This is a genomic window from Acidiluteibacter sp. (assembly GCF_055129545.1).
On record NZ_JBSRUB010000036.1, the window covers coordinates 1 to 19,772 of the forward strand.

Below are 19,772 nucleotides of genomic sequence, written 5' to 3' on the forward strand. Positions count from 1 at the left end.
TCAAAAATTCTATATTTACAAAACAGCTAAGTTCGTTTTGAGACGAACTGGCGTTACCAGCAATGTGTCAAGGCATCTCGATCGACAAAAAAATATTTCGCCTAACGAATAATTTGTGCGCCGACAAAACAAGTAAACAAAATAACTTTATCTCAATGGACTTGCAAACATACTCGATTAATCTTACGGCAACACACAACTAAAATGTAATTGCCTTTTGATTTTTATGATTACATTTATTTATGCTCTAGAAAACAATGTATAGACTGATTCAACAAGAAAAACTCATCAAGTTAAATGACTTGCCAAAAGGTGAGAATATGACTAATTTTTCTATCCTGAATGATTTGTATGAGAATCATACTTTCAGGAGTTTCTCTATTAAATACGTTTTTGAGGGCTGTGAGCATTATCAGGTAAACGGCAACAAATACGATGTAAATGCAGGTGAATACCTACTTGCAAATACGTATTGTGAAGGCAAAATTGAAATTGATAGCAATAGCATGGTAAAAGGTATTTGCATAGATGTTTCACCAACATTGTTATCAGAGGTGTTCTTTAGTTACATTGCGCCTGACAGCCCTTCTCCAGAAGTTTTATTAGACAATTTTTTTAATAGTGAAGAATTTCTTGAAAATAAGTATGAAAGCAAAACTACAAAACTTGGAAAGACACTATCGGAACTTAGCAAATACTTCAACAAAAATCCATTCTACAACTATAAACTTGATACTGAATTTTATCTAACGCTAGCTGAAAACATTGTTGAAGATCATTTAACTATAATTAATCAATTATATAGGATAAATTCAATAAAACATAATACCCGAAAAGATTTATACCGAAGGTTAAGCAAAGGGAAAATGTTTTTGGAAAATAATTTTAATGAATCAATCAAAGTAAAAAATGCTTCAGATTATGCTAGCCTTTCTGAATATCATTTTTTCAGATTATTTAAAAACTCATTCGGAATTACGCCTCAACAATACCTGATACAATACCGTCTTTCAAAATCGGCAGAACTTCTTGCCACAGGAAATTATACTATTAGTGAAGCGTCCACTGTAGTTGGGTTCGCAGATGTTTATAGTTTTAGTAAAGCATTCAAAAAGCATTTCGGTATTTCTCCTTCGACTGCAACAAGAAATAAAGCGAACGGTTTTAAATTAAAAGAAATTGATTCTGACATAAATTTTCGCGCCTAATCTATGGGGTAATTTTCTACATATAGTTTTTCATAAATTCTATTTTTTATAAGGTATATTCTTTCCATTTATGCGAATTAGCAGGATTTGACAAATCCTCTTCTTCAAATAATGCTACTATTGTAAAAATTATTTATTTATGAAGACAACCATTCTATTAGCAAGCATTTTAATTATATTTGGCTTTGGTGGTCAAGCACAAGTAGTTTCAACCTTTTTTAATGACCCTTCTAAAAAAATAGATGATGCATTGGTTCTAGATCACCAAGGCAACTTGTACGGTTCTCATTTTATGGGGTCGAATGTTTATAAAATTACCCCTTCAGGTGTTGCAACTGTCTTTGCAAATGGATTTAATACTCCTAACGGCCTCGCTTTTGATTCTCAAAATAATCTTTATGTATGTGATTTATCAGGAAACCGAATTTACAAGTTATCAAGCATGGGTGTGTTTTTAGATACGATATATGTTTCAACGCCTTCAGGCATAATAAAATCTTTTCAAAGTGACACCATGCTTTTTACCCAATATACCGGAAATAAACTCAGTAAATTAGCTCCTGATGGAACGGTTACTTTGGTTGCTAGCGGTGCACCAATGTTAGGTTCAGTAGGTTTAGCATACAATAGTTCAGGTCAACTTTTTGTAGCCAATTTTACCGATAGGAAAATATTTAGTGTTAATTCAAATACGTTTACTTACGTTGCCAAAGTTCCAGGTCCTACAAATGGTGCTTTGGGATTCATCACTTTTGCAAATGGATTTTTGTGGGGAACAGGCTATGATGATTATAAGATTTATAAAATTAACCCTTATTCTATTGATGATGTAGTTGTATATGCTGGAACAAATTTAGGTAATACTGATGGAAGTCTAATGACGGCACAATTTAATCGACCAAACGGCATTATATCAAGTATAAGCGGCGATTCATTGTTCATTTCAGATTTTGGATCGGGAAGAATTCGTGTTATTTCATTTAATGCTATTTCTGGGACATTTGAACACGAAAGCACAATTGGTAACATTAAAATTTATCCTAGTCATACTTCTGACCTTTTAAATATAGATTACAATGGTGAGATTGATCAAATTGACATATATAATAGCCAAGGCAAGCTTATAAATTCTACAATTGAAAGGAAAATTTCAGTGGGTAATTTACCGTCCGGTGTTTACATAATTTCAATTAAAAACAAAACTAAAATAATAAATGGCAGATTTATCAAAAATTAAATTATTAGTTCCATTCGGGCACGGACAAATCCTCTGTGCGACACACAACTGGCAACAGCAAATAAACCCAAGCGGGCTGACTCGGTCATCGTTCGCGCGCAAAATTTCGGCCACTTCGTGACATTTATTTGCGGCTCACTAAAAAACATTTATCTTTAAATAACCTTTGGTCGGTTAAGACAGGTGATGCTTCGTAAGCCCGCCTGGGTCTATTCGCCAAACGTTAGCGCTCCTCAAAAGAATTTAACAGAATGAACAGAGAAATTATTTTACACATCCACTCAATATTAGGTGTCGTTGTATTTGTCACTGGATTTTTACAAATACTACTGAAAAAGGAAGGTTCAAGACATAGAATTACAGGACAAATTTATTTAGGCAGCTGGCTATTACTTCTTATATCAGGAGCTTGTCTTACTGGACTAGTGATAACAATAGTTGGGATATTTGGATTCTATTTTGCACTGACAGGCGCCAGAATCGGGCGATTGAAGAACAAAGAAATTACCTGGTTTGAGAAATCCATTTTTTTAGTAGGCGGATTATCAGCTATAGTCATGATATATTATTCGGTCTCACTTTATTTTAAAGGACAACAATCTTGGCCGATAATCTTGGCTGTCTTTGGAGTGATATTTCTCTGGTCAACATCTGGAGACATTTTTAAATATATCCTTAAAAAGCCTTTCAAAAAACAGATATATGGAAAGTCTGATTGGCTTTTTGAACATTTCACAAGAATGTCGATTTCATTTATTGCAGCTGTAACGGCCTTCACTTCAATCCAGAATGTATTTCAAAACAATACTCTTAACTTTCTATTACCAACAGCGGTCGGAATAATTCTTATTCGACTCACAACCAAATCATATTCAAAGAAATTATTGAAATAAAGCCGAACCGCTAGCAATGAACATGACGGTAGACTTTCTTCGGTCGTCCTCCGAATTTCCTCATCGTTACTAGCAAGTGAACATAAATCGTAAAAACACAGTATGCCAATTCAAAACACGTTAAAGTACTTCACCTTCTTTTTTGTTAGTGCGATAATAAATTCTGTCGCTGCTCAAGCTTTTCTGCCTCCAGTAATGGATTGGAATGGGAAAAGTGAATCATTAATCGCTAAAGCTAATGATCCATGGATAACCCCATCAGAAAAATCAAATTTTACAACGACTCCTAGTTATAATGAAACTGTCGAATGGTTTGAGAAACTAACGGCTGCGTCCCCTTTACTAACTATGGTGAGTATCGGCCAAAGTGCAGAAGGACGTCAAATTTACATGATTATAGCATCTTCAAATACGGATATAAGTCCAGTAGCATTAAAAAACTCTAAAAAACCTCTGATGCTTGCTCAAGCGGGCATTCATTCTGGAGAAATAGATGGAAAAGATGCTGGCATGATGCTTCTTAGAGACATCGCTTTTGGCAAAAAGAAAGAGTTGCTTCATAATGTAAACTTTCTTTTTATTCCGATTTTAAGTGTAGATGCACACGAAAATTCATCAGCCTTTAATAGACCAAACCAAAGAGGCCCAAAAAATATGGGCTGGAGAACCAATTCACAGAATTTAAATTTAAATCGTGATTATGCGAAACTTGATACTGAAGAGATAAGAGCGGTGGTAACCGTAATTAATGAATACAATCCTGTATTGTATATGGATATACACGTTACTGATGGTTCAGATTATCAATATGATATTACCTATACAGGAGCTGGCGTAAAAGGCAATTCCCCCGGAATATCCAATTGGTTAGAAACTAAATTTATGGTAACCGCAGATAAGGATCTAAAAGCCAACGGACATATCCCTGGTCCTTTAATGTTTACGATGAACGATAGAGATTTTTCGGAGGGTATGATCTCATTCGCCGGCAGTCCTAGGTTTTCAGATAGCTATGGAAACCTCCGTCATTTAACCTCTATTCTTGTAGAAAACCACTCTCTAAAACCCTACAAACAAAGAGTTTTGGGAACTTATGTATTGCTTGAAAGCACCTTGAGATTATTAGAAAAGGAAGGCCAGTCACTTCAAGAAATCACTGAGGCCGATAAATCCATAAGGGATGAAAAAATTCCAACAGCTTTTAAGGTTCCTCAAATGAAGAACAAAGTTGATTTTGAATCATCGGCGCTTCCGCAAGCTTCCAATGTAACTGCACCTCCTGATTCATTTTTATTGCTTGGAATAGAATCAAAAATTCACAAATCCACTGTTACAAATTCAGATTATATCGAATGGTTAGGTCAACCAAAAACTATGACAGTGGCATATTATAAACAAACCGAACCTATTGATTGGATCACAAGGCCAAAAGGTTATTGGGTTCCAGCTTCTTGTAAGGACGTCATTGAAAGATTGAAAATACATGGAATTGAAATGGAAGTTATTACTGAATCCAGTGAAGTGGAAGTTGAGATGTATCGGATTGAAGGCGCAAAATTTGAAAATGAAAACCATCAATCACTTCCTTATGAAGGACATATGCAAGTTAGCGGAACAACAAAAACAGAATTTCGCAAAGAGACATTTGCATCCGGTTCAGTTTATATATCTACTGACCAACCTTTGGGAGATTTAGCTATGACTTTATTAGAACCGAAATCAAAGGATTCTTTTTTCAGCTGGGGATTTTTTCTTAACATTTTCCAAAGAACCGAATACATAGAAGCTTATGTCATGGAACCAATGACAAAAAAAATGTTGGAAGATTCTCCAGAATTAAAAAAAGAGTTTGAACAAAAGAAGGAGCAGGATAAAGATTTTGCGAATAATCCGAATGCGATTTTTAGTTGGTTTTACAGCAAAACAAAATATTATGACGACAGGTATTTATTATATCCAGTTGCAAGAGAATTGTAAATCAATATCGATTGAAATCTAATGCCTGCTTCTAATTGAGTAGTTCGCTCCAACTAAAATTGCAGGAGTTCATAATTCGATAAACTCAGCAACCTCGCTTTTTCAAACGTTCAAATGTGATTGTAGTGTCAAAAACTAGATTGATCCAAGAGAGTTATTTTTTGGTTCTGTGAACTTCAATTAACCAAAGACAAAAAACGTCCGATAGCCAATCAGTTTTATAAAGGCTTGGAATTTAACACCTCTCATGAAAGAATGAAAATGCATTTCAAGTATGCATACCGTTCACTCTTACCATTCAAAATAAGCTTGTAAACAAACTATTCTTCATCCTGTTTTGGTGCGGTGATGTCGCTGAAAGTAGGCACATTCGTAGAAATACTCCCTACTCCCTTTTTGTTGATCTTGAAAGTAACATCTTCTGTGATGGTAAAAAGTATAACAGTGAAAAATGGATTTTTCAAATGTTCTTTCAACACATCAAAGGCTTCGTTTAACGACATTTCAGTTTCAATGTCGTCTTTCTCTCTAGATCTGTAGCGTAATTTTAATAACACCTTAAATCCACTTTCAGAATAGACTGGTCTGAGAAAAATATTTTTCAACTCGGGTTTACCAATGGTTTTTGCCATGGTTAACTTGGCGAGTCTGCCTTCCTCAACACTAACCTTTACTTGCTCCCAGAACGCAACAAACACCTCTTCGTAAGACATAATTCAATTATTTTTTTCAAAAATTTCTATTTTCGAAAGTAATACAAATTATTCAATCGGGTGGATGGCGCATCTTAAAAAAGAACCATAAAAAACTATCTTCTACTCCTTTCTTCCTCTCCAAAGCATTTCGTAATTTTAACCCATGTTTATTCTAGATCCAACCAACGAAGTGCCTAAAATTTTTCATTCTGACCTCACTGGTGCTCCTATTTGCCAATGTGCGTTGTGCAAGGCAGATTTGGAGGAAGAGGTGGATTACATTGTCGAAAAAGCCTTTAAGAAAGTTGGAACAGGAGTCACTCATACCCTGTTTGAATATGCTTTGTGTTTTGAATGTTTACCAGTGATGCAAGCAAGAATGAGTGAAGAATCTAAAAAGAACATCACGGAGTTTTTTGAATCAAAAGTTGATTTACAAAAACGATTTCAAGAACAGTTTGATGAAAACCAATTTGATGCTGATAAATGGCTGAACCATTGTGTCGTGACAGGTAAATCAACTAAGGATTTAGAAGAATATCAAGTCTATGGTCAGTTTAAAGGCAATCGCTTGGTTTATAGCCTTTTCCCTTACACTATCTCTGGTGAAGTGTTGGATCAAATTATCCACTTGATTTCAGCAAAATCGCTAGATGAAATGAATGGATTCAAAGACCAAATCATTTCACCTGATCCGACTTTAAAAGAATTATTTCCAACAAGTAGACCACCCATATTAATATAATAAGATGGCTAAGAAAGAAAAAAAGAATGTGGTGTATAGCACCAACCCAAATTTTAGTTACGATTTTGAAGAAAATGAGGAACAAGATACATTGCCTCCTCAGCAACAAGACTTAAAAGTCACTTTAGACAAAAAGCAACGTGCCGGAAAAGCGGTGACGTTGGTGTATAATTTTGTTGGTTCTACTGATGATTTGAATGCTTTGGGTAAAATGCTAAAATCGAAATGTGGTGTAGGTGGTTCTGTAAAAGACGGTGAAATATTAATTCAAGGCGATCACCGAGAAAAGATCTTGGGATTATTACACGCCGCAAAATACAAAGCCAAACGTGTAGGCGGCTAAAGGTTATCCAAATAGGTATCTAGTGTTGAATTATTTTTAACCAACTCTATCCAATGGACTTGATTGAGTCCGATGACTCTGAATACTTCTACATAAAACCCATCGAACGCAAATAAATGACAAAGGTGCCCGCCATGTTGGCGAGAAGCGATAAAGTTGCCTCTTTCCTTCAATAAATTGTATTTATTTAGGAGGGACATTTTGCTAAACTCTTCTGGTTTTATCTTGTTCATTTAAAAACATAATTAGACATTTAAAATTAACTATTGTTTCATGACCTTATCTATTTCAGACGTAAAAGCACTCATGGATCAAAAAGTAGATGAATTTAATCGACCTGATTTCATTCAGGATGATCCGATTCTTATTCCACATGAATTTTCTAAAAAAGAAAACATTGAAATCGCTGGTTTCTTAGCTGCTACCATCGCTTGGGGACAGCGGAAAAGCATCATCAAAAATGCGAAACACATCCTTGATATTATGGATGGTGCTCCCCATGATTTTATTCTGAATCATAAAAAATCAGATCTAAAACGAACGGAAGGGTTTGTGCACAGGACTTTCAATGCTCAAGATTTAGGGCAGTTTTTTCAATCGCTTCAGAACATTTATAAGTACCATGGAGGATTGGAAAATGCATTAACCAAAACAACTGATGTTGCAAAAAATATTGCCGATTTCAAGCAAATTTTCTTCGAAAAAGCTGAAAGTTTAAGAACCTACAAGCACGTTTCTGATCCTGTAAAAGGCTCCTCAGCTAAACGCATCAATATGTATTTGAGGTGGATGGTAAGAAATGACAACTGTGGAGTTGATTTTGGAATTTGGAATAAAATTTCACCTGCTCATTTAAAATTGCCATTGGATGTTCATACTGGAAATGTCAGTCGGAAGTTAGAATTGCTTCAACGCAAACAAAACGACTGGCGTGCTGTGGAGGAAATTTCAAACAAATTAGTTGAGCTTGATCCTGCTGATCCTATAAAATACGATTTTGCTTTATTTGGGTTAGGTGCAATTGATGGATTTTAGTTCATCCAGACTATTGTTTTGCAAACTTTTGAATATAACTCTTTTCTTCAGTTGTAATTTTTACAACATAAATTCCTGAATTAAATGCAGTAAGATCCACCCATTGAACGGCATTTGTGGTCACAAACTCTTTCACAAATTTACCAGAGATACTGAATATTGTAATCTTTGAAACCTCAAGAGAGGTTAACCCTTTAATAATTATATGACTTCTAGCGGGATTAGGATAAATTACGACATCAGAAAACTCCTCAACAGTAAATTCTATACCCAACGAATCAGTTATATCTGGAACATATACATTATGATAACTCTCGCATACGTTACAACTTAATTGATCATAAAAAAAATTTCTCATCTCTACTAAGAATTGAACACCTATTGGCCGAGAGAGAACGTCATGTATGGTATCTTCAATTTCATTCAATTGAATGCAATTTGAACTTTTGAATTGAATATTATTATCCATCATACATTTTGGACCGCATATTGGCTTAATTAATGATCCTTCGAAAAAGTCTGGTAATCCTGAATCAAAGGGTACAATACTATCTTTATTAGAATGAATAAAAAGCATTGGAAGGTTCACATTATTTACTTTCGATTGAAAAAAAGCTGCATTAGGCGATGCTGTACTTATTCCAGCGAAAGCTTTTATAGATACACGTCTATTTGGAAATAAACTTTCCACATTTAACGCAATATTGTCAATAGAGATCATCGATGGAATTTCTTCCGAAACGAATTGACCATCAACATCTGAAAAAATAGCTCCTAATCCTGCTATACCTCCAGCACTTTCGCCAATAATAAATATATTGTTTGTGTCAATTCTAAAAGCCTCTGAAAACCCAGACATAAATTGAATGGAAGCATATACATCCTTCATTGCTTCATGCATTACTCCATTAAATTTAGTGGCTGAGCTATAAGGATCAGGCACTCTGTAATAATCTACTACTGCAACCGCATATCCTTTTTGGGCAAAATAAAGTGCCTTTGAATTTGCTGCATCTGAATTTTTAGGATTAACACCCAAATCTATGAATCCACTTCCAGGAAGATAAATCACTAGTGGTCTAGCCTTACAAGAATCATCGAAACTATAAAAATCTAATGTTCTCGGATTAACAGTCAAAGAATCTGCGTAAATAATATCCGAAGTTCTATTTATACCTTCAATTGGAAATACATTCACCAAAAATCGTCCACTTGGTGAATTACATGGTTGGCAAATTGTTTGCGATTTCACACTAGTGTAGAAACCAAGCAACATCATTAATAAAAATAAATAGGGAAGGTTCGACCTCATCAATAAAATTTAATGTGTAATACACTCAATAAAAACAACTTCAATTAAATTTCTTCAATCGAACTTATACTTACAGTGCAAGCAAAATGCCATTGAATTCAAACTGCCAAGATAATTCAAAAGGTGATGATGACACACTCGTTTTAAAAATTACTTTTGAAGGATATTCACACAATAAATTATTTTTCAAATATGAATATCAACATTCAACAAATCAGCTTAGTTGTAAAAGACTACGACGAAGCGATAGCCTTTTATACTCAAAAACTACCTTTCGAATTGGTGGAAGATACCCAACGGTCTCCAACTAAAAGGTGGGTAAGAATTAAACCTATTGGAGAGGGCGAGGTGACCCTACTTTTAGCACTTGCTAAAGACGAGGAACAATTGTCAAGAGTCGGAAATCAAACTGGGAATAGAGTCGCTCTATTTTTGTATACCGATGACATTGAACGAGATTTAAAAAACATGACTCAAAACGGAGTAAAAATAAAACGCCTACTTTCTAAAGAATCATTTGGTAAAGTATTACTATTTGAAGATTTATATGGCAATATTTGGGATTTAATTCAACCAAATCCAACACCTTTATAATTATGGAAAAAGAAATTAAAGTTGTTAATTTAAAAGAGAAATTCGATTCATTTCAAGATTGTTGGAATCCTCGAATTGTTGGTCAACTCAATGGACAGCATGTAAAAGTGGCCAAATTGAAAGATGAGTTTGTCACGCACCAACACGAAAACGAAGACGAACTATTTTTGGTGATTGAAGGCCAATTAGAAATGGTATTGGATGATAAAATCCTTAAAATTAACCCTGGAGAATTCGTAATTATCCCAAGAGGAACCAATCATCTACCTAAAGCAATTGGAGAAGTAAAGGTGCTGTTGTTTGAACCTGAATCAACAGTAAATACAGGAAATCAACTCAAAAGCAATTTTACAAAAACTGATTTAGATTCGATTTAAACCAATTTATTCAATGCTTTCCGCGACAGTAAGAAACTCACAAATACTAAAACTGCTCCCCATGCAAAAGGAGCTCCCGGAAAATGAAAAGGGGCATCTTCTTGAGTAAACACGTAGAACAAATTGGTCATCACCAAGGGGCCAATAATCGCTGATAAACTCATTGTGGCAGTTAACGCTCCCTGCAATTCACCCTGTTCGTTATCTGCCACCTGATTAGATACCACTCCTTGTAACGTTGGCGAAGCGATTCCGCCCAAACAATAGGGCAATAGAAAAACAAACAACATCCAACCTTCTGTGGCTACTGCAAACAAAATAAGCCCGATAATCCATAATAGATACCCTCGATAAATGGTTTTCTTTTCGCCCCACCATTTCACCGCATATTTCACCAATCCACCTTGCACAATCGCCACTATCACTCCCACTACCCCTAAGGAATAGCCGACCATGGCTTCATCCCAATCAAACTTATACATACTGTAATAGGTCCAAGTGGTTTGCACCGCTTGACTTGCCATGTATAACAAGAAAAAAGAAGTAATTAACCCAATAACTATCGGGTATTTTCGGATCAGCTTCAAAGAACCGATTGGATTTGCTCGTTTCAAATCAAAGTCTCTTCTTTTTTCTGGAGCTAATGATTCCGGCAAAACAAAGTATCCATAAATCAAGTTTAGGAATGTCAATCCTGCGGAAATAAAGAAAGGATATTGCACATCAATTTTACCGGCAATTCCACCGATCACAGGTCCAATAATGAATCCTAAACCAAAGGCAGCCCCTACCATTCCAAAGTTCTGCGCTTTGTTTTCTGGCGTACTAATGTCGGCAATGTATGCATTGGCAACTGTTAAGCTAGCGCCTGTGATTCCTGCTAAAACCCGACCGACTAATAACCAACCAATTGTTGGCGCATACGCATGAAAAATGTAGTCAATTCCCAACCCTAGAAGTGATAAAAGCAAAACAGGTCTTCTCCCGTATTTGTCGCTCAAAATTCCCATTAGGGGAGCAAACAGAAACTGCATGATGGCGAAAGCAAAAATTAACCAACCTCCTATTCTGGAAGCCTCACTTAATCCTCCTCCACTTAATTTTTCTATTAATGAAGGAATCACAGGAATAATGATTCCAATTCCAATGACATCTACTAAAATTGTAATGAAGATGAATGCCAAAGAGGCTTTTCTATTTTTCAAATGTGTGAGTTATTAAATGGTCAATTTTAATTCATCATAAGCCAATTCTATCCCTTTGGGCAATAGTGGCATTTCATCAGCGTACTTGCCCATATAGTGACTAATATGTATCAAATAAGCGTGTTCTACTTTCAACTCTTTTACCAATGCAATGGCTTCTTCTAAGTTGAAGTGAGAAATGTGTTTTTCTTTTCTTAAGGCATCAATCACCAATACTTTCGTTCCTTTTATCTTTTCCTTTTCAGTCTCAGAAATGTAATTACAGTCAGTGATGTAAGTAAAATCTTTGATTCTAAATCCCAATACTGGCATTTTGTAATGCATCACTTCAATCGGAATTAGTTCCAACCCATTTATTTCAAACGGTTGATTTGAAATGGTATTCAACTTTACTTGAGGCACACCGGGGTACTTGGTATCTGAAAAGATATAAGGAAATTCTCGTTTGATGGCTTCTTGAACTCTTGGCGTCGCATAGATGTTCATGTCCTCTCGTTGTTTAAAATTAAACGCTCGAATATCGTCCATTCCTGCCACGTGATCTTTGTGTTCATGTGTGAAAACAACGGCATCTAGTCGTTGCACATTTTCCCGAAGCATCTGCTGACGAAAATCTGGTCCAGTATCTATCACAATATTCTGCTCTGAAGTGGTTACCATAATTGAGGTTCTCAATCGTTGGTCTTTGGGGTCATCAGACTGACAAACGGCACAATCACACGCAATAACAGGAACACCTTGCGATGTTCCTGTTCCTAAAAATGTTATTGTGATCTCGTTTGATTTCATTAGGCTGGTACTGCGTATAATTCTTTCAACACGTTCACTACATGATCAATTTCTTCTTTGGTACTAAACCTAGAAAAGGAGAAACGAATAGAAGGACGCTCCATTACTGAACCAATCGCTCTTAGTACATGAGAGCCTACATTACTTCCTGATGAGCATGCACTTCCGCCGCTAGCACAAATTCCTTCGATATCCAAGTTGTATAAAAACATCTCGCCCATATCATTCGGAGGAAAACAAACACTTAATACGGTATATAAAGAATCTTTAGTAGCCGACTTTCCGTTAAAAGCAACACCTGGAATAATCGCTTTTAACTGATCCACCATGTATAACTTTAAATCAGTTACATATTCTTGATGGTGTTCCATTTCTGCATGTGCAATTTCAATCGCTTTTGCTAAGCCTACAATCCCGTGAATATTTTCTGTTCCCGCACGAACATTTCGTTCTTGTGCTCCACCAGTAATCATTGGATTAAACTTAAAATTCGAATCAACATACATAAATCCAACTCCTTTTGGTCCATGGAATTTATGCGCTGCACAGGTTGCAAAATGCACATTTAATTTCTTAAAATCCAATCGATAGTGACACATGGTTTGCACTGTATCACTGTGAAATAATGCATTGTGCGTTTTGCACATCTCACCAACAGTCTCCAAAGGCAAAAGATTGGCAATCTCATTGTTACCATGCATCAATGAAACCAATGTTTTATGCGATTCGTCTTCCAACAATGTCTTCAAATGATTCAAATCAACAGAACCATCTGCATCTAAATTCACTAACTCAAAATGAACGCCATTTGTTTTTGCCAATTCCTCGGCAGTATGTAACACCGCATGGTGTTCAATGGCTGAAGTAATGATACGAGTCACCCCCAAATCGTTCACCGCACATCTGATAATCATATTGTCGGCTTCTGTCCCTCCAGAAGTAAAGAAAAACTCTGCTGGAGAAGCATTGAAATACTTTGCTATCGACTTCCTCGACATTTCGATTAATGCTTTCGCTTCCCTCCCTTTGGCATGGATAGAAGATGGATTTCCGTATGTATTGGCCAAAACTGGCACCATTGCTTCAACTACTTTAGGATCCACAGGTGTGGTAGCAGCATTGTCAAGATAAACTCTCATGTTAGTTTTCTTTTAATATTTCTTTAATATCTGATATAATCTTTCCAGCTAAGTGGTCTGCAGTTGATGCAGTCTCGCTCTCAGAATAGATTCGAATGATTGGTTCTGTATTCGATTTTCGCAAATGTACCCACTCTTTATCAAATTCAATTTTCACCCCATCAATTGTGGAGATCGGTTGTTTTTTATACTTGTCGTGAATCCGTTGAAGAATCATATCCACATCAATGTCTGGAGTTAATTCAATTTTATTTTTAGAGATGTAATAGTTCGTGTAGGTCGATCTTAGTTTAGAACAACATTTGGTGCAATTCTCGTCGTTAAAATTCGCTAAATGCGACAAGAACAAAGCGATACCAACTAGTGCATCTCTGCCATAATGTAACTCAGGATAAATTACCCCACCATTTCCTTCACCACCGATGATGGCGTTAGTCGCCTTCATCATCTCTACTACATTCACTTCGCCCACAGAAGAAGCATTGTATTCACAACCAAACTTTTCAGTCACATCTTTCAATGCTCTTGTACTTGATAAATTGGAAACCGTATTTCCTTTCGTTTTACTCAACACATAATCAGCAACAGCGACCAATGTATATTCTTCACCGAACATATCTCCATCTTCGCATACAATTGCCAAACGGTCTACATCAGGATCTACAACTAGACCTAAATCTGCGTTATGCTTATTGACAGCTGCTGAAATTTCAGTTAAATTTTCAGGTAATGGTTCTGGGTTGTGCGGGAAGTGTCCAGTTGGCTCGCAATACAATTCTACGATATCTTCCACTCCTAGCGCTCTTAATAAAGCAGGAACAAAAATCCCTCCCGTACTATTCACACAATCAATCACTATTTTGAAGTTCTTTTTTGCGATTGCTTCTTTATCAACCAACGGTAGATTCAAGATCATATCGATGTGCTTTTTCAAATAAGTATCATCAAAAGTCAATTGACCCAAATGAGTCACCGAAGCATACGTCATATTGCCTGACTCAGCAATTTCTAATATATCAGCTCCGTCTTGTGCACTTACAAATTCGCCTTTTTCATTCAGAAGCTTTAAAGCATTCCATTCTTTTGGATTGTGACTTGCCGTAATGATGATTCCACCATTGGCAAATTCTGCTGTCACTGCCACTTCCACTGTTGGTGTAGTAGACAATCCTAAATCAATTACATCAATACCCAATCCCATTAAGGTTCCAGATACGATATTGGTCACCATTTCACCTGAGATTCTAGCATCTCTTCCGATCACGACTTTTGCTTTTAATTTTGGATCTAATCGTCGCGAAAGCAACCAAGTTCCATAAGCCGAAGCAAATTTTACAATGTCTAATGGGCTTAATCCATCTCCAGATTTACCTCCAATAGTTCCTCTAATTCCTGAAATTGATTTAATTAATGTCATTCTTCTAAAAAAAGTTTTACGCCACAAAAGTAGCAATTTTATAAAGCACAATCTTGTTTAAATCTTTGTGTAAAACAATACGGGATTCCCCCTATTCTTTGCCGTTTATTAATAACTTTGCAATAACTTAAAGCAGGCAAACTGTTTTAATTTATTTACCGCCTATGGAAGAGAGCAATAGTCGCTTTAACGAAGAGGATTCACAATACTTTTCAGTTAAACGATTCGAAGAGATGGTTTCCAATGAGGAGTCGCTGTATTTTGATGTCGACGAATTCGAGGAGATGGTAGAGTATTATTTAGACCATAACAATCCAAAACAAGCATTGAAAGTGATTGATTTTGGGTTACTTCAACACCCTAAATCCAGCACTTTATTGGTGAGCAAAGCGCAAGTTTTTGTGTCGATGCACAAACCCAACCAAGCGTTGAAATTTTTGTCGCAAGCTGAAGCGTTGGAGCCTTACAACATAGATTTATTTCAATTAAAAGCAAGTACATACAGTCAATTGCGTCAAGCAGAAAAGGCCATTGACAATTACAAAAAAGCATTGGAATACGCCGACGAACACGAGCGTGAAGAAATGTTGATGAGCATTGCTTTTGAGTATGAAAACCTAAATAAATACGACTTAGCCATCGAGTATTTAAGTTTGATTTTGAAGGAATTTCCTGAAAATGAAATTGCGCTTTATGAACTATACTTCTGTTTTGAGGTGAGTAATAAAGTAGAAGAAGCGATTGCATTCTTCTCTAACTACGTCGACAGTGATCCTTATTCTCATTTGGGTTGGTACAATTTAGGCGCTGCTTTTATGAAACAAGATTTGTTTGAAAAAGCGATTGACTCATTTGATTTTTCGATTGCTATTCGAGAAGATTTTGCCTCCGCCTATTACAGCAAAGCAATTTGTCTGGAAAACATGGAAATGTATTTGGAAGCCATTGCTTGTTTCAAAGAAACGTTCGATCACGAATCTCCCGAATCGCTGACTTATTACTACATTGGAGAATGTTACGAAAAGTTGGAAGATAACCAGCAATCGTTGTATTATTACAAAAAAGCGACTCAGTTGGATCCATTTTGTGCAGAGGCTTGGGTTGGCATGGGTGCCATTTACAATGAGTTGGGACACCTTCATGAAGCGATTCATTACATCAAAAAAGGACTTGATTTAGATGAATTTAATCCTGAATTCCACTATGTTTTTGGTGATGTACAAGCCAAGTTGGGCTTTTTAGAAGAAGCTTTATTAGCTTATGAAAAAGTAAAAGAGTTGGACCCAGAGAACCAAGACATTTGGTCAGACGTAGCTTGGATGTTTGAACAGTTGGGCAATGTAACTTCTGCTTTAATTACATTCCAAGAAGGCATTGCAATTCAAGAACAAAATGATAAATTGCTCTACAGTTTTGGAGCATTCTTAATAAAACATGGTCGGAAAGAGGAAGCTCTTTTCAACTTAGATAAAGCACTTGCATTAAATTTTGATGGACACGACTTCTTATTTGAGATTTATCCTGAAATCAAAGAAAATTCAAGCGTATTAGAACTAATCGATTATTATAAATCATAGATGAAAAATTTTGACCTACCGTTCATTCCAGAGAGAACGGCGAAACCGAGAGAGAATGGCTTGACCATGATGATGGACAAAGGACTGAGCTTAAGACAAGCTGAAGACTTTATAGAAGTATCTGGAGAGTTAACAGATGTAGTCAAATTAGGATTTGGAACTTCTTTTGTTTCTAATAATTTAGAGCAGAAAATTAAATTGTACCACGACGCTGGATTAAAAGTTTATTTAGGAGGAACGCTATTTGAATCATTCATTATCAGAGGAATGTTTGATGATTATAGAAAGTTGATGGATAAACTAAAACTTCAAATGTGCGAAGTTTCTGATGGTTCTATTGTCATGAATCACGAAGTGAAATGTAAATACATTAGCACTTTAGCAAAAGATTATACTGTTTTATCTGAAGTGGGTTCTAAGGAAGAAGGCATTTTAATTAGTCCAGGAAAATGGATTAGCATGATGAATAACGAATTAGAAGCTGGTTCGTGGAAAGTAATTGCTGAAGCTAGAGAAAGTGGAACCGTAGGAATCTATCGACCAAATGGTACTGCACACAGCGCACTGGTAAATAAGATTTTGAAAAAAGTTCCTATGGATAAAATCCTTTGGGAAGCTCCTATAAAAGCACAGCAAGTTTGGTTTATCAAATTATTGGGTCCTAATGTAAACTTAGGAAATATCGGTTACGATGAAGTAATTCCTTTAGAGACATTGAGAATCGGTTTAAGAGGAGATACCTTTTTCCAATATTTGTCTGATGAAATGATTACTGAATTTAAATAAAGAACATGCAAACGATTAGCCCAACCGAACTAAAAGCTGCGATGCAAAACAGCGACATCCAACTCATTGACGTCAGAGAATCTTATGAATTCGAAGATTACAGTATTGGTGGGATCAATATCCCATTGGATGAAGTGTTGAGTTCTGTAGATAAAATAGACACGTCTAAAAAAGTCGTTTTTTGTTGCCAAAGTGGAAAGCGTTCTTCTGCAATCATTATGACATTGGAACGAAAATTCAAATTGGAAAACTTACACACACTTGTTGGTGGTGTAACAGCTTTCAAAGAAGCTTAATCTCAATTAACTACTACAATAGATTGTCATGAAAAGAAGTTGGAAAGACTACGCCATTATCTCATTAAAAGGAATGGGAATGGGTGCCGCAGACATAGTACCAGGTGTTTCAGGCGGAACCATCGCACTGATTGCGGGAATCTATGAAGAGTTTGTAAACACATTAAAATCATTCAATTTAAGTGCGATAAAAGCACTTAAAGAAGAAGGATTTAAAGGCTTTTGGGCACACATTAACGGAAGTTTTTTGGTGGCATTGGTAGTTGGTATCGGCATCAGTTTGGTAAGTATGGTTAAACTAATCAAATACTTATTAGAAGTTCATCCAGTCTTAATTTGGTCATTTTTCTTTGGGTTAATTGTCGCTTCAGCGATTTTCGTTGCCAAAACCATTACTAAATGGAATGTGGCCAACATCATTGGATTAATCGGCGGTACCGTTTTAATTTATTGGATTACCTCTATTGTTCCTGAAGCTACACCGAACACTTGGTGGGCAGTTTTAATTAGTGGAGCCATCGCCATTTGTGCTATGATATTACCAGGGATTTCCGGATCGTTTATCTTGGTTTTATTGGGAAAATACGCTTACATCATCGATTCATTGAGTCAATTTAAATTGGATGTGATTGCTTTGTTTGGTGTTGGATGTGTGACTGGTTTGTTGAGCTTTTCACATTTACTTTCTTGGTTATTGAAAAGCTACCACAACCTAACAATGGCGATTTTAACTGGGTTCATGATTGGCTCATTGAACAAAATATGGCCTTGGAAAGAAACGTTGAGCTATATGACGGATCGTCATGGTGAGCAAAAACCTTTAGAGCAAATCAATTTGTTGCCCCAAAATTTTGAAGGTGACAATCAATTGGGTTTTGCAGTGGTATTGGCGATTGTTGGTTTTGCATTGATCTTTGTTTTAGAAGGATTGGGCAAGAGATTTTCAAAAGCCTAATCCATGAGACAATTTGGTTTAATCGGAAAAACCCTCTCCCACTCATTCTCTAAACAATATTTCGAACAAAAGTTTGAGAAAGAAGGAATCTCTGATGCATCCTATTCTTTATTTGAATTGCGGGAGATTGCCGAGTTCACTGCATTGGTGCAAGAGAACCAACTTTCCGGATTAAACGTTACCATCCCTTATAAAGAGGCTATTCTCCCCTTTTTGGATGAAATAGATGAGGAAGCGAAAACAATTGGTGCAGTCAATACCATTCAGTTTACAAAAAGTGGTTTGAAAGGCTACAATACTGATGTGATTGGTTTCAGAAACAGCATCAAACCATTCTTAGAAAACATCCATACCAGAGCATTAATTTTGGGCACCGGAGGCGCAGCAAAAGCGGTAGCTTTTGTATTGGAGAAATTAGGAATCAAGATCACCTACGTTAGTCGAAACCCCAAGGCTGAAAACGAATTAAGCTATGCCGATATCAATAGCTTTGTGATGAAGCACCATTTATTGATTGTCAACACTACGCCGATTGGCACTTTCCCGAATATTACGGAAGCTCCAGAACTTCCCTACGAATACCTGACCGAACAACATTTCTTATACGATTTAGTCTACAACCCTTCTGAAACGCAATTTCTACAACACGCCAAAGCAGCAGGAGCTATTGCCATCAATGGTGAGCAAATGCTGAAAATTCAAGCGGAAGAAGCTTGGAAGATTTGGGAGAGAGGTTGAGAAACATACCTACAATATTTTTTTGTAAATTTGGTATAAATCATTTCAAGTCATGGATATCCAAACAACAAAATTAGAATTACTTAGAACCATTTTGGAGAATGAGAATGCCGAATTTATTCAACGAGTAGCTGACTTTGTCAAAAAAGAAAAGTCTGACTTTTGGGATGAATTGTCACTATCTGAACAAGAGGACATTAAAAAAGGGATTGAGGATTTAGATAATTACAAAAGAGTCTCTTATGATTCATTTTTAAAGAAGATTTCATAATGAAGGTGTTCTTATCTGAACATGCTGAATTAAAACTACTTCAATTAAACAGCTACCTATTAGAAAAATGGAATCAGAAAACTCGTGATAAGTTCATCTCGAAACTGACTGAAAAGTTTAATCAAATATCCTCTTTACCATACAGCTGCCCCAAATCAAGCAAATTTCAAGGTTTGTACAAAT

At 36.1% G+C, this 19,772-nt stretch carries 22 protein-coding genes; 15 read left to right on the top strand and 7 right to left on the bottom strand.

The features are described from left to right. The first annotated feature begins 257 nt into the window (after window positions 1-257). The 4 genes from ACTB0X_RS17270 to ACTB0X_RS17285 all read left to right on the top strand — a co-directional run bounded on the left by ACTB0X_RS17270 (window position 258) and on the right by ACTB0X_RS17285 (window position 5,315). Complete coding sequence (locus tag ACTB0X_RS17270; protein WP_463026297.1) at window positions 258-1,208, top strand: helix-turn-helix domain-containing protein; 951 nt, start codon at window positions 258-260, stop codon at window positions 1,206-1,208. A 139-nt stretch (window positions 1,209-1,347) separates the two neighbouring features. Beyond that, complete coding sequence (locus ACTB0X_RS17275; RefSeq protein WP_463026298.1) at window positions 1,348-2,445, top strand: T9SS type A sorting domain-containing protein; 1,098 nt, start codon at window positions 1,348-1,350, stop codon at window positions 2,443-2,445. Between the two features lie 251 nt (window positions 2,446-2,696). Beyond that, a complete protein-coding gene (locus tag ACTB0X_RS17280) occupies window positions 2,697-3,338 on the top strand; it encodes a hypothetical protein (RefSeq protein ID WP_463026299.1) in 642 nt (213 codons plus the stop codon). Window positions 3,339-3,440: 102 nt separating this feature from the next. Further along, on the top strand, window positions 3,441-5,315 hold the full coding sequence (locus ACTB0X_RS17285; RefSeq protein ID WP_463026301.1) for a M14 family metallopeptidase: 1,875 nt from the start codon (window positions 3,441-3,443) through the stop codon (window positions 5,313-5,315). A gap of 320 nt (window positions 5,316-5,635) precedes the next feature. Here ACTB0X_RS17285 and ACTB0X_RS17290 read toward each other — a convergent pair whose 3' ends face one another. Further along, window positions 5,636-6,028, bottom strand: a complete 393-nt coding sequence (locus ACTB0X_RS17290; protein WP_463026302.1) for a hypothetical protein — start codon at window positions 6,026-6,028, stop codon at window positions 5,636-5,638. A gap of 145 nt (window positions 6,029-6,173) precedes the next feature. Here ACTB0X_RS17290 and ACTB0X_RS17295 point away from each other — a divergent pair, with 145 nt between their 5' ends. Then, window positions 6,174-6,755, top strand: coding sequence for a hypothetical protein (locus tag ACTB0X_RS17295; protein WP_463026303.1), 582 nt, complete (start codon window positions 6,174-6,176; stop codon window positions 6,753-6,755). Window positions 6,756-6,759: 4 nt separating this feature from the next. Then, window positions 6,760-7,098, top strand: a complete 339-nt coding sequence (locus tag ACTB0X_RS17300) for a translation initiation factor (RefSeq protein WP_463026305.1) — start codon at window positions 6,760-6,762, stop codon at window positions 7,096-7,098. Here ACTB0X_RS17300 and ACTB0X_RS17305 read toward each other — a convergent pair. Beyond that, a complete protein-coding gene (locus ACTB0X_RS17305; RefSeq protein WP_463026307.1) occupies window positions 7,095-7,331 on the bottom strand; it encodes a hypothetical protein in 237 nt (78 codons plus the stop codon). The two genes, ACTB0X_RS17300 and ACTB0X_RS17305, sit on opposite strands and share 4 nt — an antisense overlap. 40 nt (window positions 7,332-7,371) lie before the next feature. On the opposite strand from ACTB0X_RS17305, the gene ACTB0X_RS17310 reads away from it, so the two are divergent. Continuing rightward, a complete protein-coding gene (locus tag ACTB0X_RS17310; RefSeq protein ID WP_463026308.1) occupies window positions 7,372-8,133 on the top strand; it encodes a TIGR02757 family protein in 762 nt (253 codons plus the stop codon). Window positions 8,134-8,143: 10 nt separating this feature from the next. Here the strand turns inward: ACTB0X_RS17310 and ACTB0X_RS17315 are convergent, their stop codons facing one another. Next, window positions 8,144-9,445 carry a T9SS type A sorting domain-containing protein gene (locus tag ACTB0X_RS17315; RefSeq protein ID WP_463026309.1) on the bottom strand — a complete coding sequence of 434 codons (1,302 nt, stop codon included), beginning with the start codon at window positions 9,443-9,445 and terminating at the stop codon, window positions 8,144-8,146. A gap of 192 nt (window positions 9,446-9,637) precedes the next feature. Between ACTB0X_RS17315 and ACTB0X_RS17320 the strand changes: the two genes are divergently transcribed. Together ACTB0X_RS17320 and ACTB0X_RS17325 are read left to right on the top strand one after the other, a co-directional pair. Then, window positions 9,638-10,039: a VOC family protein gene (locus ACTB0X_RS17320; protein ID WP_463026310.1), complete on the top strand. Its 402-nt coding sequence runs from the start codon at window positions 9,638-9,640 to the stop codon at window positions 10,037-10,039. 2 nt (window positions 10,040-10,041) lie between these two features. Continuing rightward, window positions 10,042-10,416: a cupin domain-containing protein gene (locus ACTB0X_RS17325; protein WP_463026311.1), complete on the top strand. Its 375-nt coding sequence runs from the start codon at window positions 10,042-10,044 to the stop codon at window positions 10,414-10,416. On the opposite strand, the gene ACTB0X_RS17330 is transcribed toward ACTB0X_RS17325, so the two are convergent. The 4 genes from ACTB0X_RS17330 to glmM are packed head-to-tail and all read right to left on the bottom strand — an operon-like array spanning window position 10,413 to window position 14,966. Next, window positions 10,413-11,621, bottom strand: coding sequence for a TCR/Tet family MFS transporter (locus ACTB0X_RS17330; protein WP_463026312.1), 1,209 nt, complete (start codon window positions 11,619-11,621; stop codon window positions 10,413-10,415). The two genes, ACTB0X_RS17325 and ACTB0X_RS17330, sit on opposite strands and share 4 nt — an antisense overlap. A 12-nt stretch (window positions 11,622-11,633) precedes the next feature. Continuing rightward, window positions 11,634-12,410: an MBL fold metallo-hydrolase gene (locus ACTB0X_RS17335; RefSeq protein WP_463026313.1), complete on the bottom strand. Its 777-nt coding sequence runs from the start codon at window positions 12,408-12,410 to the stop codon at window positions 11,634-11,636. Next, window positions 12,410-13,549 carry a cysteine desulfurase family protein gene (locus ACTB0X_RS17340; protein ID WP_463026314.1) on the bottom strand — a complete coding sequence of 380 codons (1,140 nt, stop codon included), beginning with the start codon at window positions 13,547-13,549 and terminating at the stop codon, window positions 12,410-12,412. The genes ACTB0X_RS17335 and ACTB0X_RS17340 overlap by 1 nt, the downstream gene beginning before the upstream one ends. A gap of 1 nt (window position 13,550) precedes the next feature. Beyond that, window positions 13,551-14,966 carry a phosphoglucosamine mutase gene (gene glmM / locus ACTB0X_RS17345; protein WP_463026315.1) on the bottom strand — a complete coding sequence of 472 codons (1,416 nt, stop codon included), beginning with the start codon at window positions 14,964-14,966 and terminating at the stop codon, window positions 13,551-13,553. Window positions 14,967-15,130: 164 nt separating this feature from the next. Between glmM and ACTB0X_RS17350 the strand changes: the two genes are divergently transcribed. Genes ACTB0X_RS17350 through ACTB0X_RS17375 form a run of 6 tightly spaced genes read left to right on the top strand, consistent with a single transcriptional unit; the run spans window position 15,131 to window position 19,589 of the window. Further along, complete coding sequence (locus ACTB0X_RS17350) at window positions 15,131-16,543, top strand: tetratricopeptide repeat protein (RefSeq protein ID WP_463026316.1); 1,413 nt, start codon at window positions 15,131-15,133, stop codon at window positions 16,541-16,543. After that, window positions 16,544-17,329 carry a phosphosulfolactate synthase gene (locus tag ACTB0X_RS17355; RefSeq protein ID WP_463026317.1) on the top strand — a complete coding sequence of 262 codons (786 nt, stop codon included), beginning with the start codon at window positions 16,544-16,546 and terminating at the stop codon, window positions 17,327-17,329. A 5-nt stretch (window positions 17,330-17,334) separates the two neighbouring features. Then, on the top strand, window positions 17,335-17,625 hold the full coding sequence (locus ACTB0X_RS17360; RefSeq protein WP_463026319.1) for a rhodanese-like domain-containing protein: 291 nt from the start codon (window positions 17,335-17,337) through the stop codon (window positions 17,623-17,625). 28 nt (window positions 17,626-17,653) lie between these two features. Next, the gene (locus ACTB0X_RS17365; protein ID WP_463026320.1) at window positions 17,654-18,580 is read left to right on the top strand and encodes a polyprenyl-phosphate transporter; all 927 of its coding nucleotides are present in this window, start codon (window positions 17,654-17,656) and stop codon (window positions 18,578-18,580) included. 3 nt (window positions 18,581-18,583) lie between these two features. Next, on the top strand, window positions 18,584-19,318 hold the full coding sequence (locus ACTB0X_RS17370) for a shikimate dehydrogenase family protein (protein ID WP_463026321.1): 735 nt from the start codon (window positions 18,584-18,586) through the stop codon (window positions 19,316-19,318). Between the two features lie 52 nt (window positions 19,319-19,370). Continuing rightward, on the top strand, window positions 19,371-19,589 hold the full coding sequence (locus ACTB0X_RS17375) for a hypothetical protein (protein ID WP_463026322.1): 219 nt from the start codon (window positions 19,371-19,373) through the stop codon (window positions 19,587-19,589). The last annotated feature ends 183 nt before the right edge of the window (window positions 19,590-19,772 follow it).